The organism is Agrobacterium sp. MS2, from assembly GCF_003261015.1.
Lineage (GTDB): Bacteria > Pseudomonadota > Alphaproteobacteria > Rhizobiales > Rhizobiaceae > Agrobacterium > Agrobacterium pusense.
In genome coordinates this window covers 99,154-124,543 of the sequence record NZ_QLNF01000086.1, presented here as the reverse complement: position 1 = coordinate 124,543, position 25,390 = coordinate 99,154, and the positions used below count along the sequence as shown (strand labels likewise).

General features: G+C 60.1%; 21 protein-coding genes and 1 pseudogene. 17 read left to right on the top strand and 5 right to left on the bottom strand.

All coding sequences use genetic code 11. The features are described from left to right. Window positions 1-102: 102 nt before the first annotated feature. From DOU54_RS23505 to DOU54_RS23480, 6 genes are all read left to right on the top strand, one after another. The gene (locus DOU54_RS23505; RefSeq protein WP_035207069.1) at window positions 103-1,638 is read left to right on the top strand and encodes an ABC transporter substrate-binding protein; all 1,536 of its coding nucleotides are present in this window, start codon (window positions 103-105) and stop codon (window positions 1,636-1,638) included. Between the two features lie 194 nt (window positions 1,639-1,832). Continuing rightward, window positions 1,833-2,783, top strand: coding sequence for an ABC transporter permease (locus DOU54_RS23500; protein WP_113731870.1), 951 nt, complete (start codon window positions 1,833-1,835; stop codon window positions 2,781-2,783). Further along, complete coding sequence (locus DOU54_RS23495) at window positions 2,780-3,601, top strand: ABC transporter permease (protein ID WP_022562774.1); 822 nt, start codon at window positions 2,780-2,782, stop codon at window positions 3,599-3,601. Before DOU54_RS23500 ends, DOU54_RS23495 begins: the two co-directional genes overlap by 4 nt. Before the next feature lie 53 nt (window positions 3,602-3,654). Continuing rightward, entirely contained in the window at window positions 3,655-5,049 is a 1,395-nt protein-coding gene (locus DOU54_RS23490) for an amidase (protein WP_072493062.1), read from the top strand. A 97-nt stretch (window positions 5,050-5,146) separates the two neighbouring features. After that, complete coding sequence (locus DOU54_RS23485; RefSeq protein ID WP_072493061.1) at window positions 5,147-5,713, top strand: DJ-1/PfpI family protein; 567 nt, start codon at window positions 5,147-5,149, stop codon at window positions 5,711-5,713. A 69-nt stretch (window positions 5,714-5,782) separates the two neighbouring features. Further along, window positions 5,783-6,133 (top strand): ribbon-helix-helix domain-containing protein, encoded by a 351-nt coding sequence (locus DOU54_RS23480; protein ID WP_065117712.1) that lies wholly within the window; start codon window positions 5,783-5,785, stop codon window positions 6,131-6,133. 72 nt (window positions 6,134-6,205) lie between these two features. Here the strand turns inward: DOU54_RS23480 and DOU54_RS23475 are convergent, their stop codons facing one another. Further along, window positions 6,206-6,634, bottom strand: coding sequence for an ABC transporter permease (locus tag DOU54_RS23475; RefSeq protein WP_286079963.1), 429 nt, complete (start codon window positions 6,632-6,634; stop codon window positions 6,206-6,208). A 42-nt stretch (window positions 6,635-6,676) separates the two neighbouring features. Here DOU54_RS23475 and DOU54_RS23470 point away from each other — a divergent pair. After that, window positions 6,677-7,815, top strand: a protein-coding gene (locus tag DOU54_RS23470) for an IS3 family transposase (protein ID WP_113731869.1) whose coding sequence is annotated in 2 segments (ribosomal slippage) — window positions 6,677-6,935 and window positions 6,935-7,815 — 1,140 coding nt in all. Because the reading frame shifts where the segments join, the coding sequence is not laid out codon by codon here. A 61-nt stretch (window positions 7,816-7,876) separates the two neighbouring features. Here the strand turns inward: DOU54_RS23470 and DOU54_RS23465 are convergent. From DOU54_RS23465 to DOU54_RS23455, 3 genes and pseudogenes are all read right to left on the bottom strand, one after another. Then, a pseudogene (locus DOU54_RS23465) lies at window positions 7,877-8,413 on the bottom strand (ABC transporter permease); the annotation flags it as partial. Further along, window positions 8,406-9,416, bottom strand: a complete 1,011-nt coding sequence (locus DOU54_RS23460; protein ID WP_004445267.1) for an ABC transporter permease — start codon at window positions 9,414-9,416, stop codon at window positions 8,406-8,408. The gene DOU54_RS23460 and the pseudogene DOU54_RS23465, both read right to left, overlap by 8 nt. 142 nt (window positions 9,417-9,558) lie before the next feature. Next, a complete protein-coding gene (locus DOU54_RS23455) occupies window positions 9,559-11,268 on the bottom strand; it encodes a peptide ABC transporter substrate-binding protein (RefSeq protein WP_113731868.1) in 1,710 nt (569 codons plus the stop codon). A gap of 305 nt (window positions 11,269-11,573) precedes the next feature. On the opposite strand from DOU54_RS23455, the gene DOU54_RS23450 reads away from it, so the two are divergent. The 10 genes from DOU54_RS23450 to DOU54_RS23405 all read left to right on the top strand — a co-directional run bounded on the left by DOU54_RS23450 (window position 11,574) and on the right by DOU54_RS23405 (window position 24,211). Further along, window positions 11,574-12,737 carry a M20 aminoacylase family protein gene (locus DOU54_RS23450; protein WP_113731867.1) on the top strand — a complete coding sequence of 388 codons (1,164 nt, stop codon included), beginning with the start codon at window positions 11,574-11,576 and terminating at the stop codon, window positions 12,735-12,737. Window positions 12,738-12,786: 49 nt separating this feature from the next. Then, window positions 12,787-14,637 carry an ABC transporter ATP-binding protein gene (locus DOU54_RS23445; RefSeq protein ID WP_022562770.1) on the top strand — a complete coding sequence of 617 codons (1,851 nt, stop codon included), beginning with the start codon at window positions 12,787-12,789 and terminating at the stop codon, window positions 14,635-14,637. Window positions 14,638-14,943: 306 nt separating this feature from the next. Next, complete coding sequence (locus tag DOU54_RS23440) at window positions 14,944-15,897, top strand: sugar-binding transcriptional regulator (RefSeq protein ID WP_113732088.1); 954 nt, start codon at window positions 14,944-14,946, stop codon at window positions 15,895-15,897. Window positions 15,898-16,041: 144 nt separating this feature from the next. Then, window positions 16,042-17,355 (top strand): ABC transporter substrate-binding protein, encoded by a 1,314-nt coding sequence (locus tag DOU54_RS23435; RefSeq protein WP_034496827.1) that lies wholly within the window; start codon window positions 16,042-16,044, stop codon window positions 17,353-17,355. Between the two features lie 166 nt (window positions 17,356-17,521). Next, on the top strand, window positions 17,522-18,394 hold the full coding sequence (locus DOU54_RS23430; protein ID WP_034496826.1) for a carbohydrate ABC transporter permease: 873 nt from the start codon (window positions 17,522-17,524) through the stop codon (window positions 18,392-18,394). Between the two features lie 12 nt (window positions 18,395-18,406). Beyond that, the gene (locus DOU54_RS23425) at window positions 18,407-19,231 is read left to right on the top strand and encodes a carbohydrate ABC transporter permease (RefSeq protein WP_004445255.1); all 825 of its coding nucleotides are present in this window, start codon (window positions 18,407-18,409) and stop codon (window positions 19,229-19,231) included. Between the two features lie 12 nt (window positions 19,232-19,243). Beyond that, entirely contained in the window at window positions 19,244-20,242 is a 999-nt protein-coding gene (locus DOU54_RS23420; RefSeq protein WP_072493057.1) for an ABC transporter ATP-binding protein, read from the top strand. Window positions 20,243-20,361: 119 nt separating this feature from the next. Next, window positions 20,362-21,846 carry a mannitol dehydrogenase family protein gene (locus tag DOU54_RS23415; RefSeq protein ID WP_072493056.1) on the top strand — a complete coding sequence of 495 codons (1,485 nt, stop codon included), beginning with the start codon at window positions 20,362-20,364 and terminating at the stop codon, window positions 21,844-21,846. 7 nt (window positions 21,847-21,853) lie between these two features. Beyond that, the gene (locus DOU54_RS23410; RefSeq protein WP_113731866.1) at window positions 21,854-22,573 is read left to right on the top strand and encodes an HAD family hydrolase; all 720 of its coding nucleotides are present in this window, start codon (window positions 21,854-21,856) and stop codon (window positions 22,571-22,573) included. A 60-nt stretch (window positions 22,574-22,633) separates the two neighbouring features. Next, complete coding sequence (locus DOU54_RS23405; protein WP_072493054.1) at window positions 22,634-24,211, top strand: FGGY-family carbohydrate kinase; 1,578 nt, start codon at window positions 22,634-22,636, stop codon at window positions 24,209-24,211. Window positions 24,212-24,314: 103 nt separating this feature from the next. On the opposite strand, the gene DOU54_RS23400 is transcribed toward DOU54_RS23405, so the two are convergent. Further along, complete coding sequence (locus DOU54_RS23400; RefSeq protein WP_113732087.1) at window positions 24,315-25,148, bottom strand: MurR/RpiR family transcriptional regulator; 834 nt, start codon at window positions 25,146-25,148, stop codon at window positions 24,315-24,317. Between the last annotated feature and the right edge of the window lie 242 nt (window positions 25,149-25,390).

Sequence of the window (25,390 nt, the reverse complement as noted above, 5' to 3'; positions counted from 1 at the left end):
AAAATCATGATTGTGTGTGCGCCTGCAACATGACACTCTTTTTGCAACGGGTGGTCTTTTGAAGGGCAAAAATGCCCCGGCCGCCAGACAGGGGACTAAAGGATGCCACGTACCTATCTTTCGCAGGCGGCGAAGCTCTCGCGCCGTACCGCGCTGGCGCTTGCTCTCGGCACGGCGCTCTTTCTGCCGCTCTCGATTGCTGAGGCCGAAGCTGCGGCGAAAACCGCTTTGACGCTCGGCATGACGGTGGAGCCGACCGGTCTCGATCCGACCATTGCCGCTCCCGTCGCCATCGGTCAGGTCACCTGGCAGAATATTTTCGAAGGTCTCGTCACCATCGACAGCAAGGGCAAGGTGAAGCCGCAGCTCGCCGAAAGCTGGGAAATTTCCCCTGATGGCAAGACCTACACCTTCAAGCTGCGCAAGGGTGTCACCTTCCATGACGGCGAGGCGTTCGATTCCTCCGTCGCGAAGTTCTCGCTGGACCGGGCGCGTGGCGAAGCCTCCGTCAATCCGCAGAAACGCTTCTTTGCGGCGATCGACAGCATCGAGACCCCGGATGCCGACACGCTGGTGCTGAAGCTGAAGCAGCCCGCCGGCAGCCTCATCTACTGGCTCGGCTGGCCGGCCTCCGTCATGGTCGCGCCCAAGAGCGCAGAGACCAACCGCACCACGCCCGTCGGCACCGGCCCGTTCAAATTCGTGAACTGGGCCAAGGGCGACAAGGTGGAGTTGCAGAAGAACGCCGCCTATTGGGACAAGGCCGTGTCGGTAAAGCTGGAAAAGGCGACGTTCCGTTTCGTTTCCGATCCGCAGGCGCAGGCGGCGGCGCTGAAATCCGGCGATATCGACGCCTTCCCGGAATTCGGTGCGCCGGAATTGATGAGCTCGTTTGACGGCGATGCCCGCCTCGGCACCTTCGTCGGCAATACCGAGTTGAAGGTCGTGGCGGGCATGAACAGCGCCCGCAAGCCCTTCAGCGACAAGCGCGTGCGCCAGGCGCTGATGATGGCGGTGGATCGTGGCACCGTCATCGAGGGTGCATGGTCCGGTTTCGGAACGGCCATCGGCAGTCACTATACGCCGAATGATCGCGGATACATCGATACGACGGGCGTTCATCCCTATGATATCGATAAGGCCAAGGCGCTGCTTGCCGAAGCGGGGTATGCGGACGGTTTCAGCTTCACCATCAAGGCCCCGCAGATGGCCTATGCCCAGCGCACCTCGCAAATCCTGCAGGCGATGCTGGCTGAAATCGGCGTGACCATGACCATCGAGACCACGGAATTTCCGGCCAAATGGGTGGCGGACGTCCTGAAGGGTGCGGATTACGACATGACCATTGTCGCCCATGCCGAGCCGATGGATATCGATATCTACTCCCGTGATCCCTATTATTTCAACTACAAGAACCCGGCCTTCAACGAGGTCATCGCCAGTGTCGAAAAGACGGCGGATGCGGCAGAGCAGGAAAAGCTTTATGGCGACGCCCAGAAAATCCTCGCCGAAGATGTGCCGGCGCTGTTCCTGTTCGTGATGCCGAAGCTCGGGGTCTGGGACAAGAAGGTGAAAGGGCTGTGGGAAAACGAGCCCATTCCCTCGAATGTGCTGACGGATGTGCATTGGGAAGAGTGACGTTTGACGATACTCGTGTCTTCCGTAATGCCGGACTTGATCCGGCATCCTGCCAGCCCAAGTCCTTGGGCTGAAAAGGCTCCCTCCGCCGCGCAGACGCGCGTCGGCTGGATGCCGGATCAAGTCCGGCATGACGGGAGAGTGTGGAGCTTCCCAGCCGTCGCGCGTAAAGTATCGCAAGGAGCAGATGCCAGATGTTAGCCATCCTCATCCGGCGTCTCGTAAGCCTCGTCATCACGCTGTTTGCCGTCTCGCTCATCATCTATCTTGTCATGGGCCTGTTGCCGGGTGATCCGGCCGCCATCATGCTGGGAACCTCGGCCAGTCCGGATACGCTGGCCGCGCTGCAAAAGCAGATGGGTCTCGATCAGCCGCTGCTGCTGCGCTACATCCACTGGCTTGCTGGCGTCTTCCACGGCGATCTCGGACAATCCTATACCTATGGCGTGCCGGTGGCGGGCCTGATCGTCGAGCGGTTGGCCGTGACGCTGCCGCTTGCGCTGCTGGCCGTCTGCCTGTCCGTCACTATCGCCATCCCGCTCGGCGTAGCGGCGGCGAGGAACCGCAACGGGGCGCTGGATTTCGCGGCCGGGCTGTTTTCCCATGTGGGCATTGCCGTGCCGGGCTTCTGGGTCGGGTTGCTGCTCATCATCGTCTTTTCCACCACGCTCGGCTGGATGCCGGCTGGCGGTTTTCCCGGCTGGTCGCCAAGCTTTGCAGCGGGTCTCACGGCGCTTATCCTGCCGGCGGTCGCTCTTGCGCTGTCGCAGGCCGGCGTTCTCACCCGCGTCTGCCGTTCCGCCGTGCTTGAAGTGATGAACGAGGATTTCGTCCGCACCGCCCGGGCCAAGGGCCTGAGCGAGCGGGTGGCGCTGTGGCGGCATGCGGTGCCGAACGCGATGATCCCCGTCGTCACCATGATCGGCCTGCAGTTCACCTTCCTCATTGCGGGTGCGGTGCTGGTGGAAAACGTTTTCAACCTGCCGGGCCTTGGCCGGCTTGCCTATCAGGCGCTGACCCAGCGGGATATCGTCGTCATGCAGTCCGTCGTGCTGTTCTTCTCGGCGCTGGTCATCATCATGAATTTCGTGGTCGATATAGCCTATCTCTTCATCGACCCGAGACTGCGGGCAGGTGCGCGATGATGCGATTTACCCGCCGCCGCCCGGCCTTCGTTATCGGTATTGCCGTCACGGCCTTCCTCGTGGCCGTCGCGCTGTTGTCGCTGGTCTGGACACCGGTTTCGCCCACCAAGATGCAGATCGTGCAAAAGCTGAAATCGCCTTTTGTTTATGGCGGTCTTGGCACGGACCATTTCGGCCGCGATGTGCTCTCCATGCTGATGGCCGGTGCGTGGAACTCGCTTTCCACCGCCATTGCCGCCGTCGCCATTGGCGCCTTTATCGGCACGGCGATCGGCGTCACGGTCGCGGCGCTGCGCGGCTTTACCGAAACCGTCGTCATGCGCATCTGCGATATCATCTTCGCCGTGCCGCCCATCCTGTCGGCCATGATGCTCGGCGCTTTCATCGGCACGGGACGCTTTACCGCCATCATCGCCATCGCCACCTTCATGGTGCCGGTCTTTGCGCGACTGACGCTGGGGGCGGCCTTACAAATCTGGGCGCGGGAATACATCACCGCCGCCACAAGCATTGGCCAGAACCGCGCCAAGATCACGATGTTGCACGTCGTGCCGAATATTTCCAACCAGATCATCGTGCAGGTGACGATCCAGCTGGGTCTTGCAATACTGACGGAGGCAGGCCTTTCCTTCCTCGGTCTCGGCATGCCGCCGCCCGCCGCCACCTGGGGGCGGATGCTGGCCGACGCCCAGACCTATCTCGGTGCGGCGCCCTGGCTTGCCATCATGCCCGGCCTTGCCATTGCGCTCGCCGTCTTCGGCCTCAATCTTCTCGGCGATGGCCTGCGCGACCTGCTGGACCCGCGCGATACAAGCTGACCGCTTCACGCCGATATCGCCCCTATTTCCTGTTTTTCTGACGAGACGATGCCATGACCGATCTCATACACCTCAACACGCTCGAAATTCTGGCGCTTTACCGGGAAAAGAAACTCTCGCCATCGGAATATTGGCAGGCGGTGGAGGCGCGTATCGAGGCATTCGAGCCTGTCGTGAACGCCCTTTACGCTTATGATCCGGAGGATGCGCGCAGGCAGGCGCTGGCCTCGACGGAGCGCTGGCAAAAGGGTGAAACGCTGGGAGCCCTCGATGGAATTCCGGTCTCGCTGAAGGAACTCATCGCCACGAAAGGCCATCCTGTGCCGCTCGGCACCAGGGCGGTGGAGCTTTTGCCCGCGGTTGAAGACGCGCCGGTGGCCGCCCGTTGCCGTGAGGATGGTGCGATTATCTATGCCAAGACGACGTGCCCGGATTACGGCATGCTCTCTTCCGGCCTTTCCAGCTTCCATAAGCTCAGCCGCAACCCGTGGGACCCGAGCCAGAATCCCGGCGGCTCCAGCGCCGGTGCTGCTTCGGCCGGTGCTGCGGGTTACGGCACCTTGCATATCGGCACGGATATTGGCGGCTCGGTAAGATTGCCGGCGGGGTGGACGGGCCTCTTCGGCTTCAAGCCGAGCCAGGGTCGTATCCCGGTTGATCCCTATTATACCGGCCGCTGTGCCGGGCCGATGACGCGCACGGTCGTTGATGCGGCTTATGCCATGGCAACGCTTTCGCGGCCGGACTGGCGCGACGGCACATCGCTGCCGCCGAACAGCATCGACTGGATGGACCTCGATATTGATGTGAAAGGCCTGAAAATCGGACTGATGCTGGATGCGGGCTGCGGCCTGCCGCTGGACGAAGAGGTGCGCGACGCCGTTGTCGCGGCTGCAAAACTGTTCGAGGCGGCCGGCGCCATTGTCATCCCGGTCGAGCCGGTGCTGACGCGTGAGATGCTCGACGGGCTGGATGATTTCTGGCGGGCGAAGTTCTGGGGCGACATGGTGGCGTTGAGCGCGGATCGTCGTGCCGCGATCCTTCCCTATATTCACGAATGGGCGGAAAAGGGTGCTGATGTTTCCGGCGCGCGTGCCGTTTTCGGTTTCAACCAGACCATGGAAATGCGTAAAGTTTGCGGGCGGTTGATGCAGTCCGTTGATGTGGTGATTTCACCCGTTAACCCCATCGTCTCCTATCCTGCCGACTGGGCTTCTCCCACCAACGATCCTGCACGGCCCTTCGAACATATCGCCTTTACCGTGCCGTGGAACATGTCGGAGCAGCCCGCATCCTCGATCAATTGCGGCTTCTCCACATCCGGCATGCCCATCGGCCTGCAGATCGTCGGTCCGCGTTACCAGGATCTATTCGTGCTCAAACTGTCCAAGTCTTTCGAGGATTGGGGTGGTGGCGTCCGGCGCTGGCCGGAGCCGCCGGCCGGCTGATATCTCCTTTATCGGGCATGTAGTATTGCCATAATACCCGCACGTCGATCCCTCCTGTTAGGGTGCCAAAAGGCATTCGAAAACGGGAGGAGCAGACATGCCGAAGAAGATTTTGATGATCACCGGTGATTTCGCCGAGGATTACGAGACCATGGTGCCGTTCCAGACGCTGCTCGCTGTCGGCCACACGGTGCACGCCGTCTGCCCCGGCAAGAAGGCGGGCCAGACCATCGCCACGGCCATCCACGATTTCGAGGGCGACCAGACCTACTCGGAAAAACGCGGCCATAATTTTGCGCTCAATGCCACCTTCGCCGATATTAAACCGGCGGATTACGATGCGCTGGTCATTCCGGGTGGCCGTGCGCCGGAATATCTGCGGCTCAATTCGGACGTGCTGGCGGCGGTGAAACATTTCTTCGAGGCAGACAAGCCTGTCGCGGCCGTCTGCCATGGCGCGCAATTGCTGGCGGCTGCGGGTGTGCTCAAGGGCCGCACCTGCTCGGCCTATCCCGCCTGCCGCCCGGAGGTTGAGCTGGCAGGCGGCACCTATGCCGATATCGCCATCGATGCGGCGGTGACCGACGGGAAGCTGGTGACGGCACCCGCATGGCCCGCCCATCCCGCCTGGCTTTCGCAGTTCATGGCGGTGCTCGGTAAATAAGACCGGCGAACGGGGCTTTTTCCGGCCCTGTTTTCCGCCTATATCTCAGGCGTGGTGAGGGAGGAAACCATGTGCAAGCTCTTCATCAAGGCAGACCCGACGCTCTGGGAAAGCCATACGCGGTCGCTCCGCATCGATGGCATGGTCACCAGTGTCCGGCTTGAGAACTTTTTCTGGACGACGCTGGACGAGATCGCGCGGCGCGACGGCATGAACAGCGTGCAGCTCATCGCCAAGCTTTATAATGAATCGATCGATGCCGGGCACGATCTCGGCAATTTCACCTCATTCCTGCGGGTCTGCTGCGGGCGTTATCTCGCGCTTCAGCTTTCCGGAGATATTCCGGCGCGGACAGATATTCCGATTGCGGCGCTGGATGCGGACAGCATTCTGGATGCAGAAAAGGTGAATTATCACTAGGACGCGTCCCGCTTTTGTGCCGCGATACGCTCAACCTCATCCCTGTGACTAGCACAGGGATGAGGGAAGCGTTTAGCTCTTCAGCGCCCGCGGATCAAGCGCATCGCGCACGGCATCGCCGATGTAATTCACGCTCAGAACCGTCAGCGAAATCGCCAGCCCCGGCCACAACACGCGCGAGGGCGTCAGTTGCAGGAAGTTCGCGCCGTCGAACAGCAGCCGTCCCCAGGTCGGAAAGTCGGAGGGGAAGCCGAGACCGAGGAAGGAGAGGGCGGATTCCGTGATGATGGCGGCAGCGATGCCGAGCGTGGCGGAGACCATGATCGAGCTCAGCACATTCGGCAGAATATGCCTGAGGATGATGCGGTATTCGCGCATGCCGCTCGATTTCGCAGCCATGATGAATTCCTGGCTTTTGATCGTCAGCACATCACCGCGCACGATGCGGGCTGTATGCATAGAGCTGGCTCGGGAAATTTGAACAGCGGGGATAAGTGGAATTTCTGCCTGACTTCGGCTTAGATGCCGTGAACAGGAGATACCATGACGAGACGACCGCGCCGGAACCACAGCCCGGCTTTCAAGGCAAAGGTGGCGCTTGCCGCTATTCGAGGCGAACAGACGCTGGTGGAGTTGTCCCAGCAGTTTGACGTGCACGCCAACCAGATCAAACAGTGGAAAGACCAGCTCCTTGAGGGGGCGACAGGCGTTTTCGGTGATGAAGCGAAGGCGGAACCGGCGGGTCCAACCGTCGATGTCAAAACACTGCACGCCAAGATCGGCGAATTGACACTGGAGAACGATTTTTTATCCGGTGCGCTCGGCAAGGCGGGATTGCTGGGCGGAAAGAAATGATCGACCGCCAGCATAAGCTATCCGTCGTGCGCCAAGCGAAGCTTCTCGGCTTCAGCCGTGGCAGTGTCTATTATCTGCCTCGTCCGGTGTCTGAGGGCGATCTGGCTCTGATGCGCCGGATCGACGAACTGCATATTGACTACCCCTTTGCCGGAAGTCGGATGTTGCAAGGGCTACTGAGGGGAGAAGGGCTGGAGGCTGGGCGGCGGCACGTCGCCACGCTGATGAAGAAGATGGGCATCGAGGCGATCTACCGTCGCCCGAACACGTCGAAACCGGCACCTGGGCACAAAATCTATCCCTACCTCCTGCGCAAGCTGGCGGTTACAAGGCCCAACCAGGTCTGGGCGATGGACCTGACCTATGTTCCGATGGCTCGCGGATTCGTCTATCTCTGCGCCGTTGTGGACTGGTTCAGTCGGAGGGTTCTGTCGTGGCGGCTGTCGATCACGATGGAGGCAGCCTTCTGCATCGAAGCAGTCGAGGAAGCGCTGGCCCGTTATGGCAGACCCGACATATTCAATACGGACCAGGGATCGCAGTTCACCTCGGTGGACTTCACGGCGGTGCTGAAGAAGGCGGAAATCGCCATCTCAATGGATGGCAAGGGTGCGTGGCGGGACAACGTGTTCGTCGAGCGGCTCTGGCGTTCGATCAAATACGAGGAAGTCTACCTCCATGCCTATAAAACAGTGTCCGAGGCCCGCGCTGGCATCGGCCGCTATCTGACCTTTTACAATAGCCGACGCCCACATTCATCCCTTGACCGGCAGACGCCGGATCAGGCCTACTTCAACGCGCTGGCACCAATGATGGTGGCAGCATAATCGAGGCGGAAATCCACTTAACAAAAAGCCCGAAACTGTTCAGACAAACCGAGCCACCTCTCATCCAGCTGGTTATCCCGATCACGAAGACGATCAGGATGAAGATGCCAGTCTCCGGTCCAAAGGCCGCACGCAGCGTGTCGCGAAACAGCATCAGGATGACGAGCAGCAGCGGCAAAAGCGGTAGCGCCAGGAACAGGTCGGTGAGGCGCATCAAGGGTCCGTCCAGTCTGCGGAAATAACCTGATAGAACACCCACCAGCGTGCCGAGGAACAGAGCCAGCAGCATCGCGGTGATGCCGACGGCAAGTGAAATGCGCCCGCCGGCCAGGACCTGCGCCAGCATGTCCTTGCCAAGATTATCGGTGCCGAAGGGATGCGCCAGCGACGGCCACTGGTTGCGCGCCTTCACATTGATGGCGTTCGGAGCAACGGTGTGGATATAAGGCCCGACATAGACCGCGAGCAGGATGAAGACAAAGACCAAGAGCCCCGCCACGCCGCCCTTGTGAACGCGAAACTGTTTCCAGATATCGGCAAGGGCGGATTGCGTGGGGGTGGCCGCAACCGTCGGCGCTGTAATGGTGGCGTCAGTCATAGCGGATCCTCGGGTCGAGAATGCCGTAAAGCACGTCGGCAATCAGGTTGAAGAGCACGATCAGCACCGCAAAGATGAAGGTCAGCGTCTGAACCAGCGGAATATCCGCCCCCTGAACGGCTGTTATCAGCAATTGGCCAAGCCCGTTCACGCGGAAAATCTGCTCGGTGATGATGGCGCCGGAGAAGATGGTCGGCACCCCAAGCGCAATAACCGTTACGACCGGGATGAGGCTGTTGCGCAGCACGTGGATGAGCAGCACGGATTTTTCCTTCACGCCCTTGGCGCGTGCGGTGCGCACGTAATCCTGATGCAGATTGTCGAGCATGGAGGCGCGCACGAAGCGGCTGATCTGCGAGACGTTATAGAGCGTCAGGACCAGCACCGGCAGGAACATCTGCTTCACCTGCGCCACGAAGCTCGCCCAGTCCGTGACCCTCAGATTGGTGTCGTAGACTGAAGGGAACCATTGCAGGTAAGAGCTGAAGATGACGACCAGCAGCACGCCGGTGAAGAAGGTCGGCACCGAATAACCGACCATGGAGACGAAAGTGCCGATCTGGTCGAAGATCGAATATTGCTTGTAGGCGGAGATCACTCCGATCGGGATCGCCAGCAGCGCACCGAAGAGATAGGCAAGGCCCACCACCCACAGTGTCTGCGGCATGCGCTGGATGACGAGATCGACCACCGGGCTGCGTGTCGCCCAGGAAAGCACCCGCATACGGCTGCCATCGCCGATCTGCCAGCCGGTCAGCTTTTCGAAGAGGTTCAGCGGCTCGTTGATGAAGAATTGCTGCAGCCACATCAGGTAACGGATGAAGAAGGGCTGGTCGAGGCCAAGCGAGGCGCGGATTTGCTCACGCACTTCAGGCGGGATGGTGAGGGGAAGGTCGCCGGTCGGATCGTTGGGCGCGAGATCAAGCAGCGCGAAGATGACGAAGCTGATGACGAGCAACGTCGGAACGGCAAAGGCTAGCCGCCGGAGCGTAAAGGTAAACATCTGAAACTCTCCAGACCCAGAGCGCGGCAGAGCGAAAATTGGGAGCTATTTCGCCTTAACGCGGCAAATGTGTCTTCAGAACATGGTCCAGGGGCATGCAGAAGGCCGGCCTCTCCGGGGGAGAAGCCGGCGCATCTGCGTGTTACTTCTCGCGGGACCAGTCCGCGACGTTCCAGAGTTCCGAGTCCCAGGCATTCATGCGCACGCCTTCCAGCGTCAGCGAATGCGAGGAAACGCTGCCGCGGTGGATGAGCGGAATATGCGCGCCTTCCTCCGTCAGCATGTCGTTGAGCTGCTTGGAAATCTCCGCACGCTTGGCAAGGTCGGCGGTCTTGGAGAGTTCACCCACAAGCTTGTCGAATTCCGGGTTGCAGTAACGCGGAATATTCTGCCCCTGCCAGCCGTTTTCAGGGGCCGGAATCTTGTCGCACAGCCATTCCGCCAGATATTTTTCCGGGTCCGTACCGTCGAAATTGTTGGTGTACATTTCGACGTCGGCATAAAATTTCTGGAAGGTATCCGGGCTCGCCGGGTCACCGCCGAAGAAGACCGAAGCGCTGACATTGCGCAGTTCGGAAGCGACGCCGATCTGCGACCACATGTCCTTCACCAGTTCCTGCGTGGCCTGGCGAACCGAGTTTGTGGACGTCTGGTAAAGGAAGGAAAGTTTCACGCCATTCTTGGCGCGAATGCCATCGGCACCCTTCACCCAGCCGGCATCGTCCAATAGCTTGTTTGCGCCTTCCACATCCTGCTTCAGGCACCAGCTGTCATTCTTGGTGGAAGCGACGGCTTCCGGAGCCGGTACGATGTTGCAGGTCGGCTTGCCCGCTTCTCCGTAACCTGCTTCATCGATGACCTCACGGTCGATGGCGAGCGAAAGCGCGCGTCGCACGGCGGGATCGGAAATGGCAGGATGGGGACCGGCCTGTTTGGTGGAGCGCTTGTCGCCCAGCGAAGGATCGGCATTGTACCAGTTGAGATTGATACGCTCGACCTGCGTGCCGAAGGCGGTTTCCAGCTTGCCCTTGCCGGCCGCCACCATGGTGGCGAGGATTTCCGGCTCGACCTGCATGTTCCAGGCATAGTCGAATTCCCCGGTTTCCAGCACGGCGCGCGCGGCGGAAGCGGCATCGCCGCCGCCCTTCAGGGTCGCCGTGGCGAAGGCGGGCTTGGCGGGGTCACGGTAATTGGGGTTGGCAACGAAGCTGATGACGTCGTTCGGCTTGAAATCCTTGACGACGAAGGGGCCGGTGCCGATGGGGCCGAAATTGGCGGAGGTGCAGCCGGGAGCTGCCGCGCCTACGCATTTTTCAAACTGCTTCTTCTGGATGACCGGCGACTGTGCGCCCACGAATGCCGAATAGGGGTAGGGTTTCGGCTCGGTGAAGCTGACCTTGACGGTGTGGTCGTCGATGGCCTCGACGTTCTTCACGCCCTCATATTGTGCCGCCTGCGCGCAGCCGCCATCGGGTGCGGTGCAATATTTCCAGGTGAAGATCACATCCTCTGCGGTGAAGGGCGTGCCGTCAGACCACTTCACGTCGGTCTTCAGCTTCCACGTCATGCTGAGCAGATCCTTCGCGACGCCGCCATTGTCGATCGTCGGAATCTCGGTCACCAGCATCGGCACCAGCTCGCCCTTTTCGTCATACCGCGCCAGCGGCTCGATAACCATGGACGAGCTGTAGACTTCCTTCGTGCCACCCGACAGATAGGGATTAAGCGTCGATACGGCCTGCCAGAACAGGATTTTCAGTTCGCCGTCACTGCCGCGCTCGGCGTGGGCGGCAGAGCCCGCGAGAGCCATGGCCGCCACCGTGCCGGCAAAGAGAACGCTGCGCTTCTTCATTGTGGTTTTCCCCTTTTTGGATTTTATCTGTTTGAATGTTTGACGCTTTTCCCGTCGTCATGTGCAAGGTCTGTTATTCTAACTATTTGACTTTGCTAAGGAATATTCCTCCATTCCAGATGATGCTATTGTCAGTTTTTTTGAAAAGCAAGTCCGAATGTTTCATTGATGAACAAATTTTGAGCCATTTAGTTTTGGGCCTATTTTTCGCTCATGCAGCAAATTTCATGCTTGCAAAAGAGGAAATTCCAAACTCAATATGGCGTCCGACAACCCGGCGGGGAACAAAAAAAGGGAAAAAGAGAATGCCGATATTGAACCGTGTGGCTGAAATGCAGGAAGAAGTTGCCGGCTGGAGGCGCCATCTGCATGAACACCCGGAACTGCTCTACGATGTCTACGAAACATCGAAATTCGTTGCCGAAAAACTGAAATCCTTCGGCTGCGACGTGGTCGAAACGGGCATTGGCAAAACAGGCGTGGTCGGCATCATCAAGGGCCGGCACGGGGATGGTCCGACCATCGGTTTCCGATCCGACATGGATGCGCTGCCGATCCTTGAGACGAGCGGCAAGCCATGGGCCTCGAAGACGCCGGGCAAGGCCCATTCCTGCGGTCATGACGGGCATACCGCCATGCTTTTGGGTGCGGCGCAATATCTGGCCGAGACGCGCAATTTCAAGGGGTCGGTGGCCGTGATCTTCCAGCCGGCGGAAGAAGGTGGCGCGGGAGCGCTTGCCATGTTGAATGACGGCATGATGGAGAAATTCGGCATCTCGCAGGTCTATGGCATGCATAACGAGCCGGGCATCCCCGTCGGGCAGTTCGCCATCCGCAAGGGTTCCACCATGGCGGCTGCGGACAGTTTCGAAATCACCATCACCGGCAAGGGCAGCCACGCGGCGGCACCGCATCTTTCCATCGATCCGGTGCTGACTTCGGCGCATATCATCATCGCCCTGCAATCCATCGTCTCGCGCGAGACGGATCCGTTGAAATCACTCGTCGTCACCGTGGCCACCACCCATGGCGGCACGGCGTCCAACGTCATTCCCGGTGCGGTGACGCTGACCGGCACCGTGCGCACGCTGCTGCCGGAGACCCGCGATTTCGCCGAAAAGCGCCTCAAGGAAGTGGCCGCCGCCACCGCCATGGCTCATGGCGCGACGGTGGAGGTGAAATACGATCGCGGTTATCCCGTCACGTTCAACCACAGTGACGAGACAGAATTCGCGACCGGCGTGGCAATGGGTGTGGCCGGCGCCAACGCCGTCAACACCAATCCCAATCCGCATATGGGCGCCGAGGATTTCTCCTACATGCTGGAGGCGCGCCCCGGCGCCTTCATCTTCATCGGCAATGGCGATACCGCCAGGCTGCACAATGCCGCCTATGATTTCAACGACGACGCGCTGCCTTACGGCATCAGCTACTGGGTTTCGATGGCCGAAACCGCACTTGCTGCATGAGACATCCGGCGGCCCCTCGTGGCCGCCTTCTGCTTTTCAGGAGATCGGCATGCTTTTGGCAGCGACATCAATGGAACAGACCGGCGGTTCGGTCAGCCCGGTTTTATCGGTTCAAAATCTCACCACCTCCTTCCGCGTCGATGGCGGCTGGAAATCCGTGGTGCGCAATATGAGTTTCGAGATCGCGCCGCGTGAGACGGTGGCGATCGTCGGCGAGAGCGGCTCGGGCAAGAGCGTCACCTCGCTCTCCATCATGCGGCTGCTCGATAAAAAGACGAGCCGCATCGAAGGCAAGGTCATGCTCGGCGGGCGCGATCTGCTGGCACTGCCGGAAGAAGAGATGCGCAAGGTCCGCGGCAAGGACATTTCGATGATCTTCCAGGAGCCGATGACCAGCCTCAACCCGATCTTTCCGATCGGCAAGCAGATCGCCGAAGCGCTGACCGTACATCAGGATATTTCCTCCTCTGCCGCAAAGGCCGAGGTCATCCGGCTTCTGGAAAAAGTCCGCATTCCCAATGCGAAGAACCGTTTCGACGATTATCCTCACCAGTTTTCCGGCGGCATGCGCCAGCGCGTGATGATCGCCATGGCGCTTGCCTCCAAACCGAAGCTGCTGATCGCCGACGAGCCGACGACGGCGCTCGACGTGACCATCCAGGGCCAGATTCTCGACCTCATCAAGACATTGCAGGAAGAGGAGGGCATGTCGGTTCTCTTCATCACCCACGATATGGGCGTGGTGGCGGAAGTCTCTGACCGCACCATCGTCATGTTCCGTGGCGATGTGGTGGAAACCGGCACCACCGACGACATTTTCCATCGTGGCCGCCACCCATATACGCGAGCCCTGCTTTCCGCGGTGCCGAAGCTGGGTTCGATGAAGGAAAGGCTGCTGCCGGCCCGTTTCCCGATCATCGATATCAAGACCGGCGAAAGTCAGCCTGTGGCGGACGTGAAGGATACTGTCTCCGGCGGCCGCACGCCCATCCTTTCGGTCAAGGATCTGACCACCCGTTTCGACATCCGCTCCGGCCTATTCGGCCGCAAATCCGGCGCCGTGCATGCGGTGGAAAAGGTTTCCTTCGATCTCGCCGAGGGCGAAACCCTCTCGCTGGTGGGTGAATCGGGCTGCGGCAAGTCCACCACGGGCCGCTCCATCACCCGGCTGATCGAGCCGACGTCAGGCGATGTCATGCTCGATGGCTACGAGGTGCTGAAGCTCGACAAGACGACGCTGCGAACCATGCGCCGCAGCGTGCAGATGATCTTCCAGGACCCCTTCGCCTCGCTCGACCCGCGCATGAGCGTCGGCACGGCGATCATGGAGCCCTTTATCGAACATCGCCTCGGAACCAAACAGCAGGCCCGGGAAAAGGCTGCCGATCTTCTGGAAAAAGTGGGCCTGAGCCCGGATATGATGCGGCGCTTCCCGCATGAATTTTCCGGCGGCCAGCGCCAGCGCATCGCCATTGCCCGCTCGCTGATGCTCGATCCCAAGGTCATTGTCGCCGATGAGGCGGTATCGGCGCTCGATGTCTCGATCAAGGCGCAGGTCTGCAACCTGCTGCTCGACCTGCAGCAAAACCTCAACCTCGCCTTCCTGTTCATCAGCCATGACATGGCGGTGGTGGAACGGGTCAGTCACCGGGTGGCGGTGATGTATCTTGGCGAGATCGTCGAGATCGGCCCGCGCGCGGCCGTTTTCGATAATCCCCAGCACCCCTATACGAAGAAGCTGATGTCCGCCGTTCCGGTGCCCGATCCCGCGCGACGGCAGATCAAGCGCAACATGGCGACCGACGAGATCAGAAGCCCGATCCGGCCGGTGGACTATGTGCCGCCGCAGCGGCTTTATCGTGAGGTTTCGGCGGGGCACCTGGTGCAGGAAGCGGCTTGATTGAGCAGTGCTGGCTTCGGGCTGACGCAGATAAAGGGACCGGGTGGTTCCCGCATATTTCTTCTCCCCGCCGGGGAAAAGTCCGCGGCAGCGGGATGAGGGGGCAAGGGTAGAGATAAACCGAGAGCTTGCCCCCTCATCCGACCCTTCGGGCCACCTCTCCCCCTCGAGGAGAAGAAACCTGCCGCACTGCCACGACAGATGATTTTACGCCCGTCGCACGCTCCCCTGCGCATCCCCCCGTTTGACAGCCGCTGCAAAAAAATGCCAGCAAATGCGCAGACGAAATTCTCAGGGGGCAGCGGCATGGCCAGACGAAACGACGCACATGGACGGCTGGATGATGCGGCCCGTGCTGGCTGGCTTTATTATGTCGCCGGTCGCACGCAGGACGAGATTGCCGGCGCCATGGGCATTTCCCGGCAGTCGGCGCAGCGGCTGGTGTCGCTGGCGGTTGCCGAGCGGCTGATCAAGGTCCGGCTCGACCACCCCATTGCCGCCTGTCTCGAAAAGGCCGAGCGGCTGAAAGAGAAATTCGACCTTAGATATATCGAGGTGGTGCCGAGCGATCCCGCCGGTGTGTCCTCGACCGTCGGCATTGCCGAGGCGGGCGCGGCGGAAATCGAGCGCTGGCTGAAGAATGCCGATCCCATCGTGCTCGCCATCGGTACCGGCCGCACCTTGAAGGCTGCCGTGGATCAATTGCCGCCGATGGAGTGCCCGCAGCACCGCATCGTGTCGCTGACCGGCAATATCGGCCCTGATGGATCGGCCGCCTATTACAACGTCATCTTCAGCATGGCCGATGCCATCAAGGCGCGGCATTTCCCGATGCCGTTACCGGTGCTCTGTTCATCGGCAGAGGAGCGGGAACTGTTACATGATCAGTCCATGGTGCGCTCCACGCTGGCGCTCGGCGCTGCCGCCAACGTCACTTTCGTTGGTGTCGGTGAACTCGGTGAGAACGCGCCGCTCTGCGTTGATGGTTTTCTAGGCGTCGATGAGATGAAGGCGCTGATGGCGAGCGGTGCTGTCGGTGAGATCTGCGGCTGGATATATGACGCGGGAGGTCGCATTCTCGAGCATTCCGTCAACGAGCGCGTCGCCTCCGTTCCCATTCCCTCACGAGACACCTGCACCGTCATCGGCATGGCGCAGGGTGCGCGCAAGAACGCATCGATTCTGGCGGCGCTGAAGGGTGGCCTGTTGAACGGGCTCATCACCGACGAAGCGACAAGTGAATATTTGCTCACACACTGAGCAAAAATTAATTTAGTAAAATCAAATACTTGATTTTTCTCTCTGCGTCGCAGCACAGGATGTCGCTTGACATTTTTGATCTGCGAGTGAGTAAATGCCCCAGAGCAAAGCGAATGCTCATCATTTTTCTTCTGGGAGGAAGATATGACATTGAAGACCATTTTGCTGGGCGCATGCTCGGCACTCGCCTTTTCGACCCTTGCATCCGCCGAGACGCTGACCATTGCCACCGTGAACAACGGCGACATGATCCGCATGCAGGGTCTCACCTCGGACTTCACCGCCAAGAACCCGGATATCAAGGTCGAATGGGTAACGCTTGAAGAAAACGTCCTGCGCGAGCGCGTGACGACCGATATCGCCACCAATGGCGGTCAATATGACATCATGACCATCGGCAACTACGAAGTGCCGATCTGGGCCAAGCAGGGCTGGCTGCTGCCGCTCGAAAAGCTCGGCGACAAATATGACGTCGACGACATTCTGCCGGCGATCCGTGGCGGCCTTTCCGCTGACGGCAAGCTTTACGCAGCCCCCTTCTACGGCGAATCCGCCATGATCATGTATCGCAAGGACCTGTTTGAAAAAGCCGGCCTGAAGATGCCTGATAACCCCACATGGGAATTCATCGGCGATGCGGCCCGCAAGATCACCGACCGCAAGGCCGATATCAACGGCATCTGCCTGCGCGGCAAGGCCGGCTGGGGCGAGAACATGGCCTTCATCAGCGCGCTCACCAACTCCTTCGGTGGCCGCTGGTTCGATGAAAACTGGAAGCCGCAGTTCGATCAGCCGGAATGGAAGAGCTCGCTGCAGTTCTACGTTGATCTGATGAAGGATGCCGGCCCGTCCGGTGCCTCCTCCAACGGTTTCAATGAAAACCTGACGCTGTTCCAGCAGGGCAAGTGCGGCATGTGGATTGACGCCACTGTGGCTGCCTCCTTCGTTTCCAATCCGAAGGATTCCACCGTTGCCGACAAGGTCGGTTACGCGCTCTTCCCGACCCATGGTGAGCTGAAGAACCACGGCAACTGGCTGTGGTCCTGGAACCTTGCTATCCCGAAGAGCTCGCAGAAGGCCGAAGCCGCTGAGAAGTTCATCTCCTGGGCAACCAGCAAGGACTACACCGCACTCGTCGCTTCCAAGGAAGGCTGGGCAAACGTGCCTCCGGGCACCCGCACCTCGCTTTACAAGAACGCCGACTATGAAAAGGCTGCCGCCTTCGCCAAGCCGACGCTTGCCGCCATGGATGCCGCCGACATCACCAAGCCGACTGTAAAGCCCGTGCCTTACACCGGCGGTCAGTTCGTGGCGATCCCTGAATTCCAGGCGCTCGGCACCACGGTTGGTCAGCTGTTCTCGGCGGTCGTTGCCGGCCAGTCCAGCGTCGATGATGCGCTTGCCAGCGCCCAGTCGACCGCGACGCGCGAAATGACCCGCGCCGGTTACATCAAGTAATCCTCCCGAAGATCGCTGTCCGGCGCCAATGCCGGGCAGCGAGACTGCGGGCTGAAGACCGCCATGCGGCTTCGATAGCTTTCAAATCAAAACAAGAATGAGCCGGTTCTTCCGGATATGCCGGGCGCATCTCTTGATGCCCGAGCCCAAGGGGAGGTGAGTGCAAATGGCAACGCGAAACACAAGCGGTCTTGCGCGGGTGATGCTTGCGCCTTCGGTTCTGCTGCTTCTGGTCTGGATGATCGTGCCTCTGGCAATGACCCTGTGGTTCTCGTTCCAGAACTACAACCTCCTGAACCCGGCCAATGTCAGCTTCGCTGGCCTGTTCAATTATCAGTATTTCTACACCGACCCCGCCTTTTTCCAGTCGATCTGGAACACGCTGCTGATCGTCGGCGGGGTGCTTTTGATCACCGTGATCGGCGGCATTGCCATTGCTCTGTTGCTTGACAACGATATTTTCGGCCAGGGCATCGTGCGCATCATGATCATTTCGCCCTTCTTCGTCATGCCGCCGGTTGCCGCGCTGGTGTGGAAGAATATGATCATGCATCCCGGTTATGGCGTGCTCGCCGATCTCTCCCGCTTCTTTGGTTTCCAGCCGGTGGACTGGTTTGCACAGTTTCCGCTGCTGTCCATCATCATCATCGTCGCCTGGCAATGGCTGCCCTTTGCGACGCTGATCCTGCTCACCGCGCTGCAATCCCTCGATGGTGAGCAGAAGGAAGCGGCCGAGATGGATGGCGCCAACTTCGCCAACCGCTTCATCTATCTGACGCTGCCGCATCTTTCCCGCGCCATCACGGTCGTCATCCTCATCCAGACGATCTTCCTGCTCGGTGTCTACGCGGAAATCCTCGTCACCACCAATGGCGGCCCGGGTTATGCGTCCACCAACCTTGCCTTCCTGATCTATCGCACCGCGCTTCTGGGTTACGACGTGGGTGGCGCTTCGGCCGGCGGTATCATCGCCGTTATCCTCGCCAATATCGTCGCCATCTTCCTGATGCGCGCGGTCGGCAAGAACCTCGACCGGTAAAGGGGAAACATCATGGCCCGCAAGACAACCACTCGCGCAAAGATCGGCTTCTCCATCGCCGCATGGATCGTCGCGCTCCTGCTGTTCTTTCCGATCCTTTACGCCTTCCTCACTTCGATCAAGACCGAGCCGGAGGCGATCGCCGGCTTCAGCCTCATTCCCTCGGGCACGCTTGAGAATTACGTGACGGTCCAGACCCAGCGCGATTACTTCAAGCCCTTCATGAACTCGGTGGTGCTGTCACTAGGTTCTACGATCATCGCGCTGATCATCGCCATTCCTGCCGCCTGGGCCATGGCGTTCTCGCCGACCAAGCGCACCAAGGACATTTTGATGTGGATGCTTTCCACCAAGATGATGCCGGCGGTGGCCGTGCTGGTGCCGATCTATCTGATCTTCCGCAATGCCGGGCTGCTCGATACCCGCATTGGCCTCACCATCATGCTGACTTTCATCAACCTGCCGATCGTCATCTGGATGCTCTACACCTATTTCCGGGAAATTCCCGGCGAGATCCTGGAAGCGGCGCGCATGGATGGTGCATCGCTGTGGAACGAGATCGTGCATGTGCTGACACCGATGGCGGTGCCCGGCATTGCCTCGACGCTGCTCTTAAACGTCATCCTCGCCTGGAATGAATCCTTCTGGACCATCCGGCTGACCACCACCAATGCGGCACCACTGACGGCCTTCATTGCCTCCTTCTCCTCGCCGCAGGGGCTGTTCTGGGCAAAACTTTCGGCCGCCTCGATGATGGCGATCGCCCCCATTCTCGTCATTGGCTGGTTCTCGCAGAAGCAACTCGTGCGCGGCCTGACCTTTGGCGCCGTGAAATAAGGAACGACAAACATGGGCAGCATTTCCCTTCAGAACGTGTCCAAGGTCTTCGGTGAGGCAAAGGTCATCCCGTCGATCGATCTCGATATCAACGATGGCGAATTCGTCGTCTTCGTCGGTCCCTCCGGTTGCGGCAAGTCCACGCTTCTGCGCCTGATCGCCGGGCTGGAGGATGTCTCCGGCGGCAAGATCGTCATCGACGGCAAGGATGTGACCGAGCGGGCGCCGGCCGAACGTGGCCTTGCCATGGTGTTCCAGTCCTATGCGCTTTATCCGCATATGAGCGTCAGGAACAACATCGCCTTTCCGTTGAAGATGGCCAAGCTCGACAAGGCGGTTATCGACAGGAAGGTGGAGGATGCGGCACGGGTGCTGAACCTCACCGATTATCTCGAACGCCGGCCCTCACAGCTCTCGGGCGGCCAGCGCCAGCGCGTGGCGATTGGCCGCGCCATCGTGCGCGAGCCTTCCGCCTTCCTGTTTGATGAGCCGCTCTCCAACCTCGATGCGGCGCTGCGCGGCACCATGCGGCTGGAAATCTCCGAGCTGCACAACACGCTGAAAACGACGATGATCTACGTTACCCACGACCAGGTGGAGGCCATGACCATGGCCGACAAGATCGTGGTGCTGAACCGTGGCAATATCGAGCAGGTCGGTTCGCCGATGGAGCTCTATCGCTCTCCCGCCAACCTCTTCGTCGCCGGCTTCATCGGCTCGCCGCGCATGAACCTCATCACCGGTGACTTCGCCCGCCAAAAGGGTGCCGCCACAGCCGGGGTTCGGCCGGAACATTTGGTGCTGTCGAAGGAAAGCGGTCTCTGGCAGGGCAAGGTCACCGTCGCCGAACATCTCGGCTCCGACACATTTCTGCATATCGATGTCCCAGGCATCGGCCCGATTACCGCCCGCGCGGACGGCGAATTCGCCTGCAAGCACGGCGACACTGTCTTCATCACGCCCGACGATACCAAAATCCACAGGTTCGATGACAAGGGCAAGGCAATCTAGGCGGGGCTGGCCCTAAAGACGCAGCGGCTCGCCATTCGGTGGCGGCCGTTTGCAGATAGTCCGAATGCCCGCGACAGGGCGATTGGCAAGACCACCGTTTTCCCTTCGAGGATCATGACATGACATGCAAACTTTCCCTCGCAACGCTTGACGAAGCAAAAAAGACCGCGGCCGTTCCGTCCTACAGCCGGGACGATCTTTCTGCCGGCATCGTGCATTTCGGCGTTGGCAATTTCCACCGCGCCCATCAGGCGGTTTATCTCGACGACCTGTTCAACACCGGAGCGGACCATGACTTCGCGATCATCGGCGCGGGTGTCCTGCCGTCGGATACGGTGATGCGCGAAAAACTCGCCGCACAGGATCTCCTGACGACCGTTGTGGAGCAGGACAATAACCGCACCGGTGCGCGTGTCACCGGGCCGATGATCGATATTCTGCCGGTCGGAGACAGCGCGGCGATCATCGAAAAACTGGCCGATCCGCAGATCCGCATCGTTTCCATGACGATCACGGAAGGCGGTTATTTCATTGACGCCTCCGGTTCGTTTAACCCGCAGCATCCGGCGATTGCCGAAGACGGCAGAAATCCGGCTTCGCCGAAAACCGTGTTCGGGCTGATCGTCGCCGGGCTGAAGGCGCGGCGCGACAGAGGCGTGCAGCCTTTCACCGTCATGTCCTGCGACAACATTCCGCATAATGGCAAGGTCACGAAAAATGCCGTGGTCGGGCTGGCGGCCCTGTCCGATCCTGCCTTTGCCAACTGGATTGGCGAAAACGTTGCCTTCCCCAATTCGATGGTCGACCGCATCACGCCAGCCACCGGCGATCGCGAACGCAACATCGCCCGGGATGACTTCAACATCGACGACAACTGGCCGGTGTTCTGCGAAGAATTCAAGCAATGGGTGATGGAGGATAATTTCCCGGCGGGCCGCCCGGCGCTCGAGAAAGCGGGCGTGCAGTTCGTATCCGATGTTGCGCCCTATGAGCATATGAAAATCCGCATCCTCAATGGCGGCCATGCGGCAATCGCCTATCCGGCGGCGCTGCTCGACATCCACTTTGTCCACGAGGCGATGGAGCATCCGCTGATCCGGGCGTTTCTGGCAAAGCTCGAAAAGGAAGAGATCATACCGGTCATTCCGCCGGTGCCGGATACGGACCTCAATGAGTATTTCTCGCTGATCGAGCGGCGCTTCCTCAATCCGAAGATTGGCGACACCATTCCGCGTCTGGCGCAGGACGGTTCCAACCGCCAGCCGAAATTCATCCTGCCTTCCACCGCCGACCGGCTGGAGCGCGGAGAGGATATCATCGGTCTATCCCTCGTCTCGGCCTTGTGGTGCCGTTATTTTCAGGGCACCTCGGACAGCGGCAAGGAAATCGTCTTCAACGATGCCAGCGCCGAGCGCCTGCAGGCGGCGGCCATCAAGGCCAAGGACGATCCCATGGCCTTCCTCGCGCTTAACGATATTTTCGGAGCAGTTGCCGAATCGGAACTTTTCCGTAAACGCTTCGCCCACGCGCTGAAGACGCTGTGGCAAGAGGGTACAGCGAAGACCTTGCAGCTTTATCTGGATGACAAGCTGGCTGAAAAGTGACGATGAGATGGAAGACGACACCGGCCCCCTTTTGATTTTCGACTGCGACGGCGTTCTTGTCGACAGCGAGCCGGTTTCCATCTCCGTCCTCCTCGACATGCTCTCCCATTTGGGTGTGACGATGGGGGAGGAGGAAGCCTATGAGCGCTTTCTCGGCCGAAGCGTCGCCAGCATGACAAGGACGTTGTTCGAGGATTACGGTGTCGAGACGGATATCGATTTTCTCGATCATATGCGGGCGACGCTGTTCGAGCGCTTCAAAAGCGAGTTGCAGCCGATCGACGGCATTGCGCAGACGCTCGACAGGCTTGTGCCATTCAGGCGCTGCGTCGCCTCTTCCAGCCAGCCGGAGCGTATCCGTTATTCACTTGGGCTGACGGGCCTGATCGACAAATTTGAGCCACATGTCTTCAGCGCCACCATGGTGAAGAACGGCAAGCCGGCGCCTGATCTCTTCCTGCACGCGGCGCGCCAGATGGGCGTCGATCCGCGTCACTGCATCGTGATCGAGGACAGCCCGGCCGGTATTGCCGCGGCAAAGGCCGCCGGCATGGGCGTTTTTGCTTTTACCGGTGGTTCGCATGCCCGTTTTCCCGCATTCCGTGAAAAGATCGCCGGGTTTGGCGCGGATGCCGTGTTTGACGCGATGCCGGATTTGGTCCAACTTGTCGGCAGCTATGTGGGGAAGGGCGGTTTGGGCGGCCAAGCGGAACGTGATGCAGGCTAAAACGGATTTCGCCTGCCGCCGCTGTCGCCGGGCCGTTGCGCAAGGGATGGAATTGCAGTCTTGAAGCGTCAAAATCTCGTCGCTGTCGATGTCGGCACCGCCAGCGCCCGGGCCGGCATTTTCGATGCGGCCGGCCGGCTGCTTGCCCGCGCCACCCATCCGATCCTGATGCAGAGACCGCAGGAAAACCACGCCGAACATGATTCCACCGACATATGGAAGGCAGTCTGCATCGTGGTAAGGGCAGCGCTTGCCGAGGCGGGTGTTGCGCCGCAAAGCATTGCTGCAATCGGTTTCGATGCCACCTGTTCGCTCGTCATCCGCGATGGGCGGGGTGAGCCGGTTTCGGTATCCGTGACCGGGGAAGACCGGTTCGACACCATCGTCTGGCTCGATCACCGGGCGATATCGGAGGCCGACCGGCTGACGGCATCGGGACACCGGGTGCTGGATTTCGCCGGCAACAGCGTCTCGCCGGAAATGCAGATGCCGAAGCTGATGTGGCTGAAGCAGCATATGCCCGGGAGCTGGTCGCGCATGTCCTTCGCCTTCGATCTGGCGGATTTCCTGACGTGGAAAGCGACCGGTTCAGCAAAACGTTCTAATTGCACGCAGACGGCGAAGTGGAATTTTCTTGCGCAGGAAAATCCCGGCTGGCAGGCGGATTATCTCGAACTGGCGGGGCTTGCCGACTTGAGAGAGCGGGCAGGGCTCCCCGAAACCACCGTGATGCCGGGAGAAAGCATCGGCCCGCTTTCGCCCGAAGCTGCAGCCGAGCTTGGTCTGGATACCGGTTGTCAGGTCGCTGCGGGCATGATCGACGCCTATGCCGGCGCGCTGGGGGCGCTGGGCGGATGCCTGTCTGCCGATGTTGGCCGCCATGTTGCGCTGATCGCCGGGACTTCGAGCTGCCTTGTCGCGGTGTCTGAGCGGCAAATGCCCGGCCATAGCCTCTGGGGCCCCTATTGGCAGGCGATCCTGCCCGGGCACTGGCTGGTGGAGGGCGGGCAATCGGCCACCGGCGCGCTGCTCGATCATATGGTACGCATGCATGCGGCGGGCGGGGAGCCGGATACGGCGCTGCATGCCCGCATCGTTGCGCGGGTAACGGAATTGCGGGCGCTTGAGGGCGAGGCCTTTGCCGAGCGGCTGCATGTGCTGCCGGATTTTCACGGCAACCGCTCGCCGCTTGCCGATCCGCACGCCGTCGGCGTCATCAGCGGGCTGACATTGGATACGTCTTTCGACAGTCTCTGCCGTCTCTATTGGCGCACCGCCGTTGCGATTGCGCTCGGCGCGCGCCATGTGCTCGATGCGATGGAGCGTTTCGGTTATGCCGTGGAGAGCCTGCATGTCACTGGCGGACATGTGAAAAACCCGCTGCTGATGGAGCTTTATGCCGATGTGACCGGCAAGCGCATCGTGGTTCCCGCCACCGCCGATGCGGTGTTACTGGGCACGGCAATGACAGCGGCAACCGCCGGCGGGGTGCATGCAAGCCTCGCGGCTGCTGGCGCCGCCATGTACCCCGGCAACGCGGAAATATCAGGCGATCCGGCGCGAGGACCACGTTATGAGCGGGATTATCGCCGTTTTCTCGCCATGTACCGGCATCGTCAGGAGCTGGAAAGCCTTTGACTTATCAGCGTGGAATTTTTGCTGACGGATGCCGCGCGATTCTTCTCCGGCGGGAGAAGAAACAGGTGGTGGCCACTCGATCCTGCCGCCCGCCAAGCGCAGATCAGCCGCGTAGCGAGCGCTTCAGCGCGGCAAAGTTTTTCGCCCGCGCTTTTGTTGCGTCATCTGCCCCGGCGCTTAGCGCGCAGAGGGTGAATTCCAGCAGGGAAACCAGTTGCAGCAAGCCTTGGCCGCCATTTTGCGCCTGCGGCATGGCGAGACAGAGGTCGGCACTTTCCGGACCCCATTCGTAAAAGCGCGTGGTGATCAGCAATGTGCGATAGCCGCTCTTGCGCGCCATTGCAGCCAAGCGCTGCAGCGGTGACAGGCTGCCGCCGCAATCCATGATGACGAGCAGGGTCTTCACGGCGTCGAAATCCCACAGGGCAACATAGGCGGCGCTGTCGCTGCCGAGATAATGGATGTGCCCCCGGCTTTCGAGAAGACGCGCGTAGAAATGCCGCCCGGCATCGAGACCTTCCGGCGAGGTTGCCAGAAAGACATCGCCCGCCGTGGCGATCTCGTTCATGGCAAGCCGCCAGATTGACTGGGACGTCATGTCGAAGGCAGTCTGGACGGCCTGGATCTGCTGCGAAAGAAGCTGTGAAAACGGGTTGGACTGGCGTTCGCCGCCTTCCGCCGTTGCGGGCTGGTCCGCGCCGGCGGTTTCTTCGGCATGGCGCAGATCGGCGCGGATATCGCTGAACTGCCGGTATCCCAGCGAGCGCAGGAAACGTCCGACCGTCATCGGGCTGAGGCCGAGCTTCGCAGCCAGCGTCTGCGCCGTCTCGAACGGTAATTCGTCGAGATGTTCGATCAGATATTTGGCGATCTTGCGCTCGGAAGGGGTGCCTGCCTTCATGGCGCGCGTAAGGTTCAACAGCAGCTTTTCCACCAACGCCTCATTCTTATCTTTATTGAACGATGATGCATGCGCGCGCGCAGACAAGCGTGCGAACCGCAATTTGACGGTGGGGGATAGCTTTTCCGGCCTTGTCCTCCACCGGACCGGAATGCGAATTATGATAGGTATATTAATATATTTTAGAGATACCTTTTATTCAAGAGAAATTCCATCTCCGGTTTAGATCGCGCTAATCTACCTTTTGGGTCCCCGTCTTGCGCAGGATGGGGTCATTG

Excerpts from the sequence above, each read along its gene's own strand:
- DOU54_RS23450 (WP_113731867.1), top strand. The coding sequence starts at position 11,574 with ATGCCGATATTGAACCGTGTGGCTGAAATGCAGGAAGAAGTTGCCGGC.
- DOU54_RS23485 (WP_072493061.1), top strand. The coding sequence starts at position 5,147 with ATGCCGAAGAAGATTTTGATGATCACCGGTGATTTCGCCGAGGATTAC.
- DOU54_RS23500 (WP_113731870.1), top strand. The coding sequence starts at position 1,833 with ATGTTAGCCATCCTCATCCGGCGTCTCGTAAGCCTCGTCATCACGCTG.
- DOU54_RS23505 (WP_035207069.1), top strand. The coding sequence starts at position 103 with ATGCCACGTACCTATCTTTCGCAGGCGGCGAAGCTCTCGCGCCGTACC.
- DOU54_RS23495 (WP_022562774.1), top strand. The coding sequence starts at position 2,780 with ATGATGCGATTTACCCGCCGCCGCCCGGCCTTCGTTATCGGTATTGCC.
- DOU54_RS23410 (WP_113731866.1), top strand. The coding sequence starts at position 21,854 with ATGGAAGACGACACCGGCCCCCTTTTGATTTTCGACTGCGACGGCGTT.
- DOU54_RS23460 (WP_004445267.1), bottom strand. The coding sequence starts at position 9,416 with ATGTTTACCTTTACGCTCCGGCGGCTAGCCTTTGCCGTTCCGACGTTG.
- DOU54_RS23420 (WP_072493057.1), top strand. The coding sequence starts at position 19,244 with ATGGGCAGCATTTCCCTTCAGAACGTGTCCAAGGTCTTCGGTGAGGCA.
- DOU54_RS23480 (WP_065117712.1), top strand. The coding sequence starts at position 5,783 with ATGTGCAAGCTCTTCATCAAGGCAGACCCGACGCTCTGGGAAAGCCAT.
- DOU54_RS23425 (WP_004445255.1), top strand. The coding sequence starts at position 18,407 with ATGGCCCGCAAGACAACCACTCGCGCAAAGATCGGCTTCTCCATCGCC.
- DOU54_RS23415 (WP_072493056.1), top strand. The coding sequence starts at position 20,362 with ATGACATGCAAACTTTCCCTCGCAACGCTTGACGAAGCAAAAAAGACC.
- DOU54_RS23440 (WP_113732088.1), top strand. The coding sequence starts at position 14,944 with ATGGCCAGACGAAACGACGCACATGGACGGCTGGATGATGCGGCCCGT.
- DOU54_RS23455 (WP_113731868.1), bottom strand. The coding sequence starts at position 11,268 with ATGAAGAAGCGCAGCGTTCTCTTTGCCGGCACGGTGGCGGCCATGGCT.
- DOU54_RS23490 (WP_072493062.1), top strand. The coding sequence starts at position 3,655 with ATGACCGATCTCATACACCTCAACACGCTCGAAATTCTGGCGCTTTAC.
- DOU54_RS23430 (WP_034496826.1), top strand. The coding sequence starts at position 17,522 with ATGGCAACGCGAAACACAAGCGGTCTTGCGCGGGTGATGCTTGCGCCT.
- DOU54_RS23445 (WP_022562770.1), top strand. The coding sequence starts at position 12,787 with ATGCTTTTGGCAGCGACATCAATGGAACAGACCGGCGGTTCGGTCAGC.
- DOU54_RS23435 (WP_034496827.1), top strand. The coding sequence starts at position 16,042 with ATGACATTGAAGACCATTTTGCTGGGCGCATGCTCGGCACTCGCCTTT.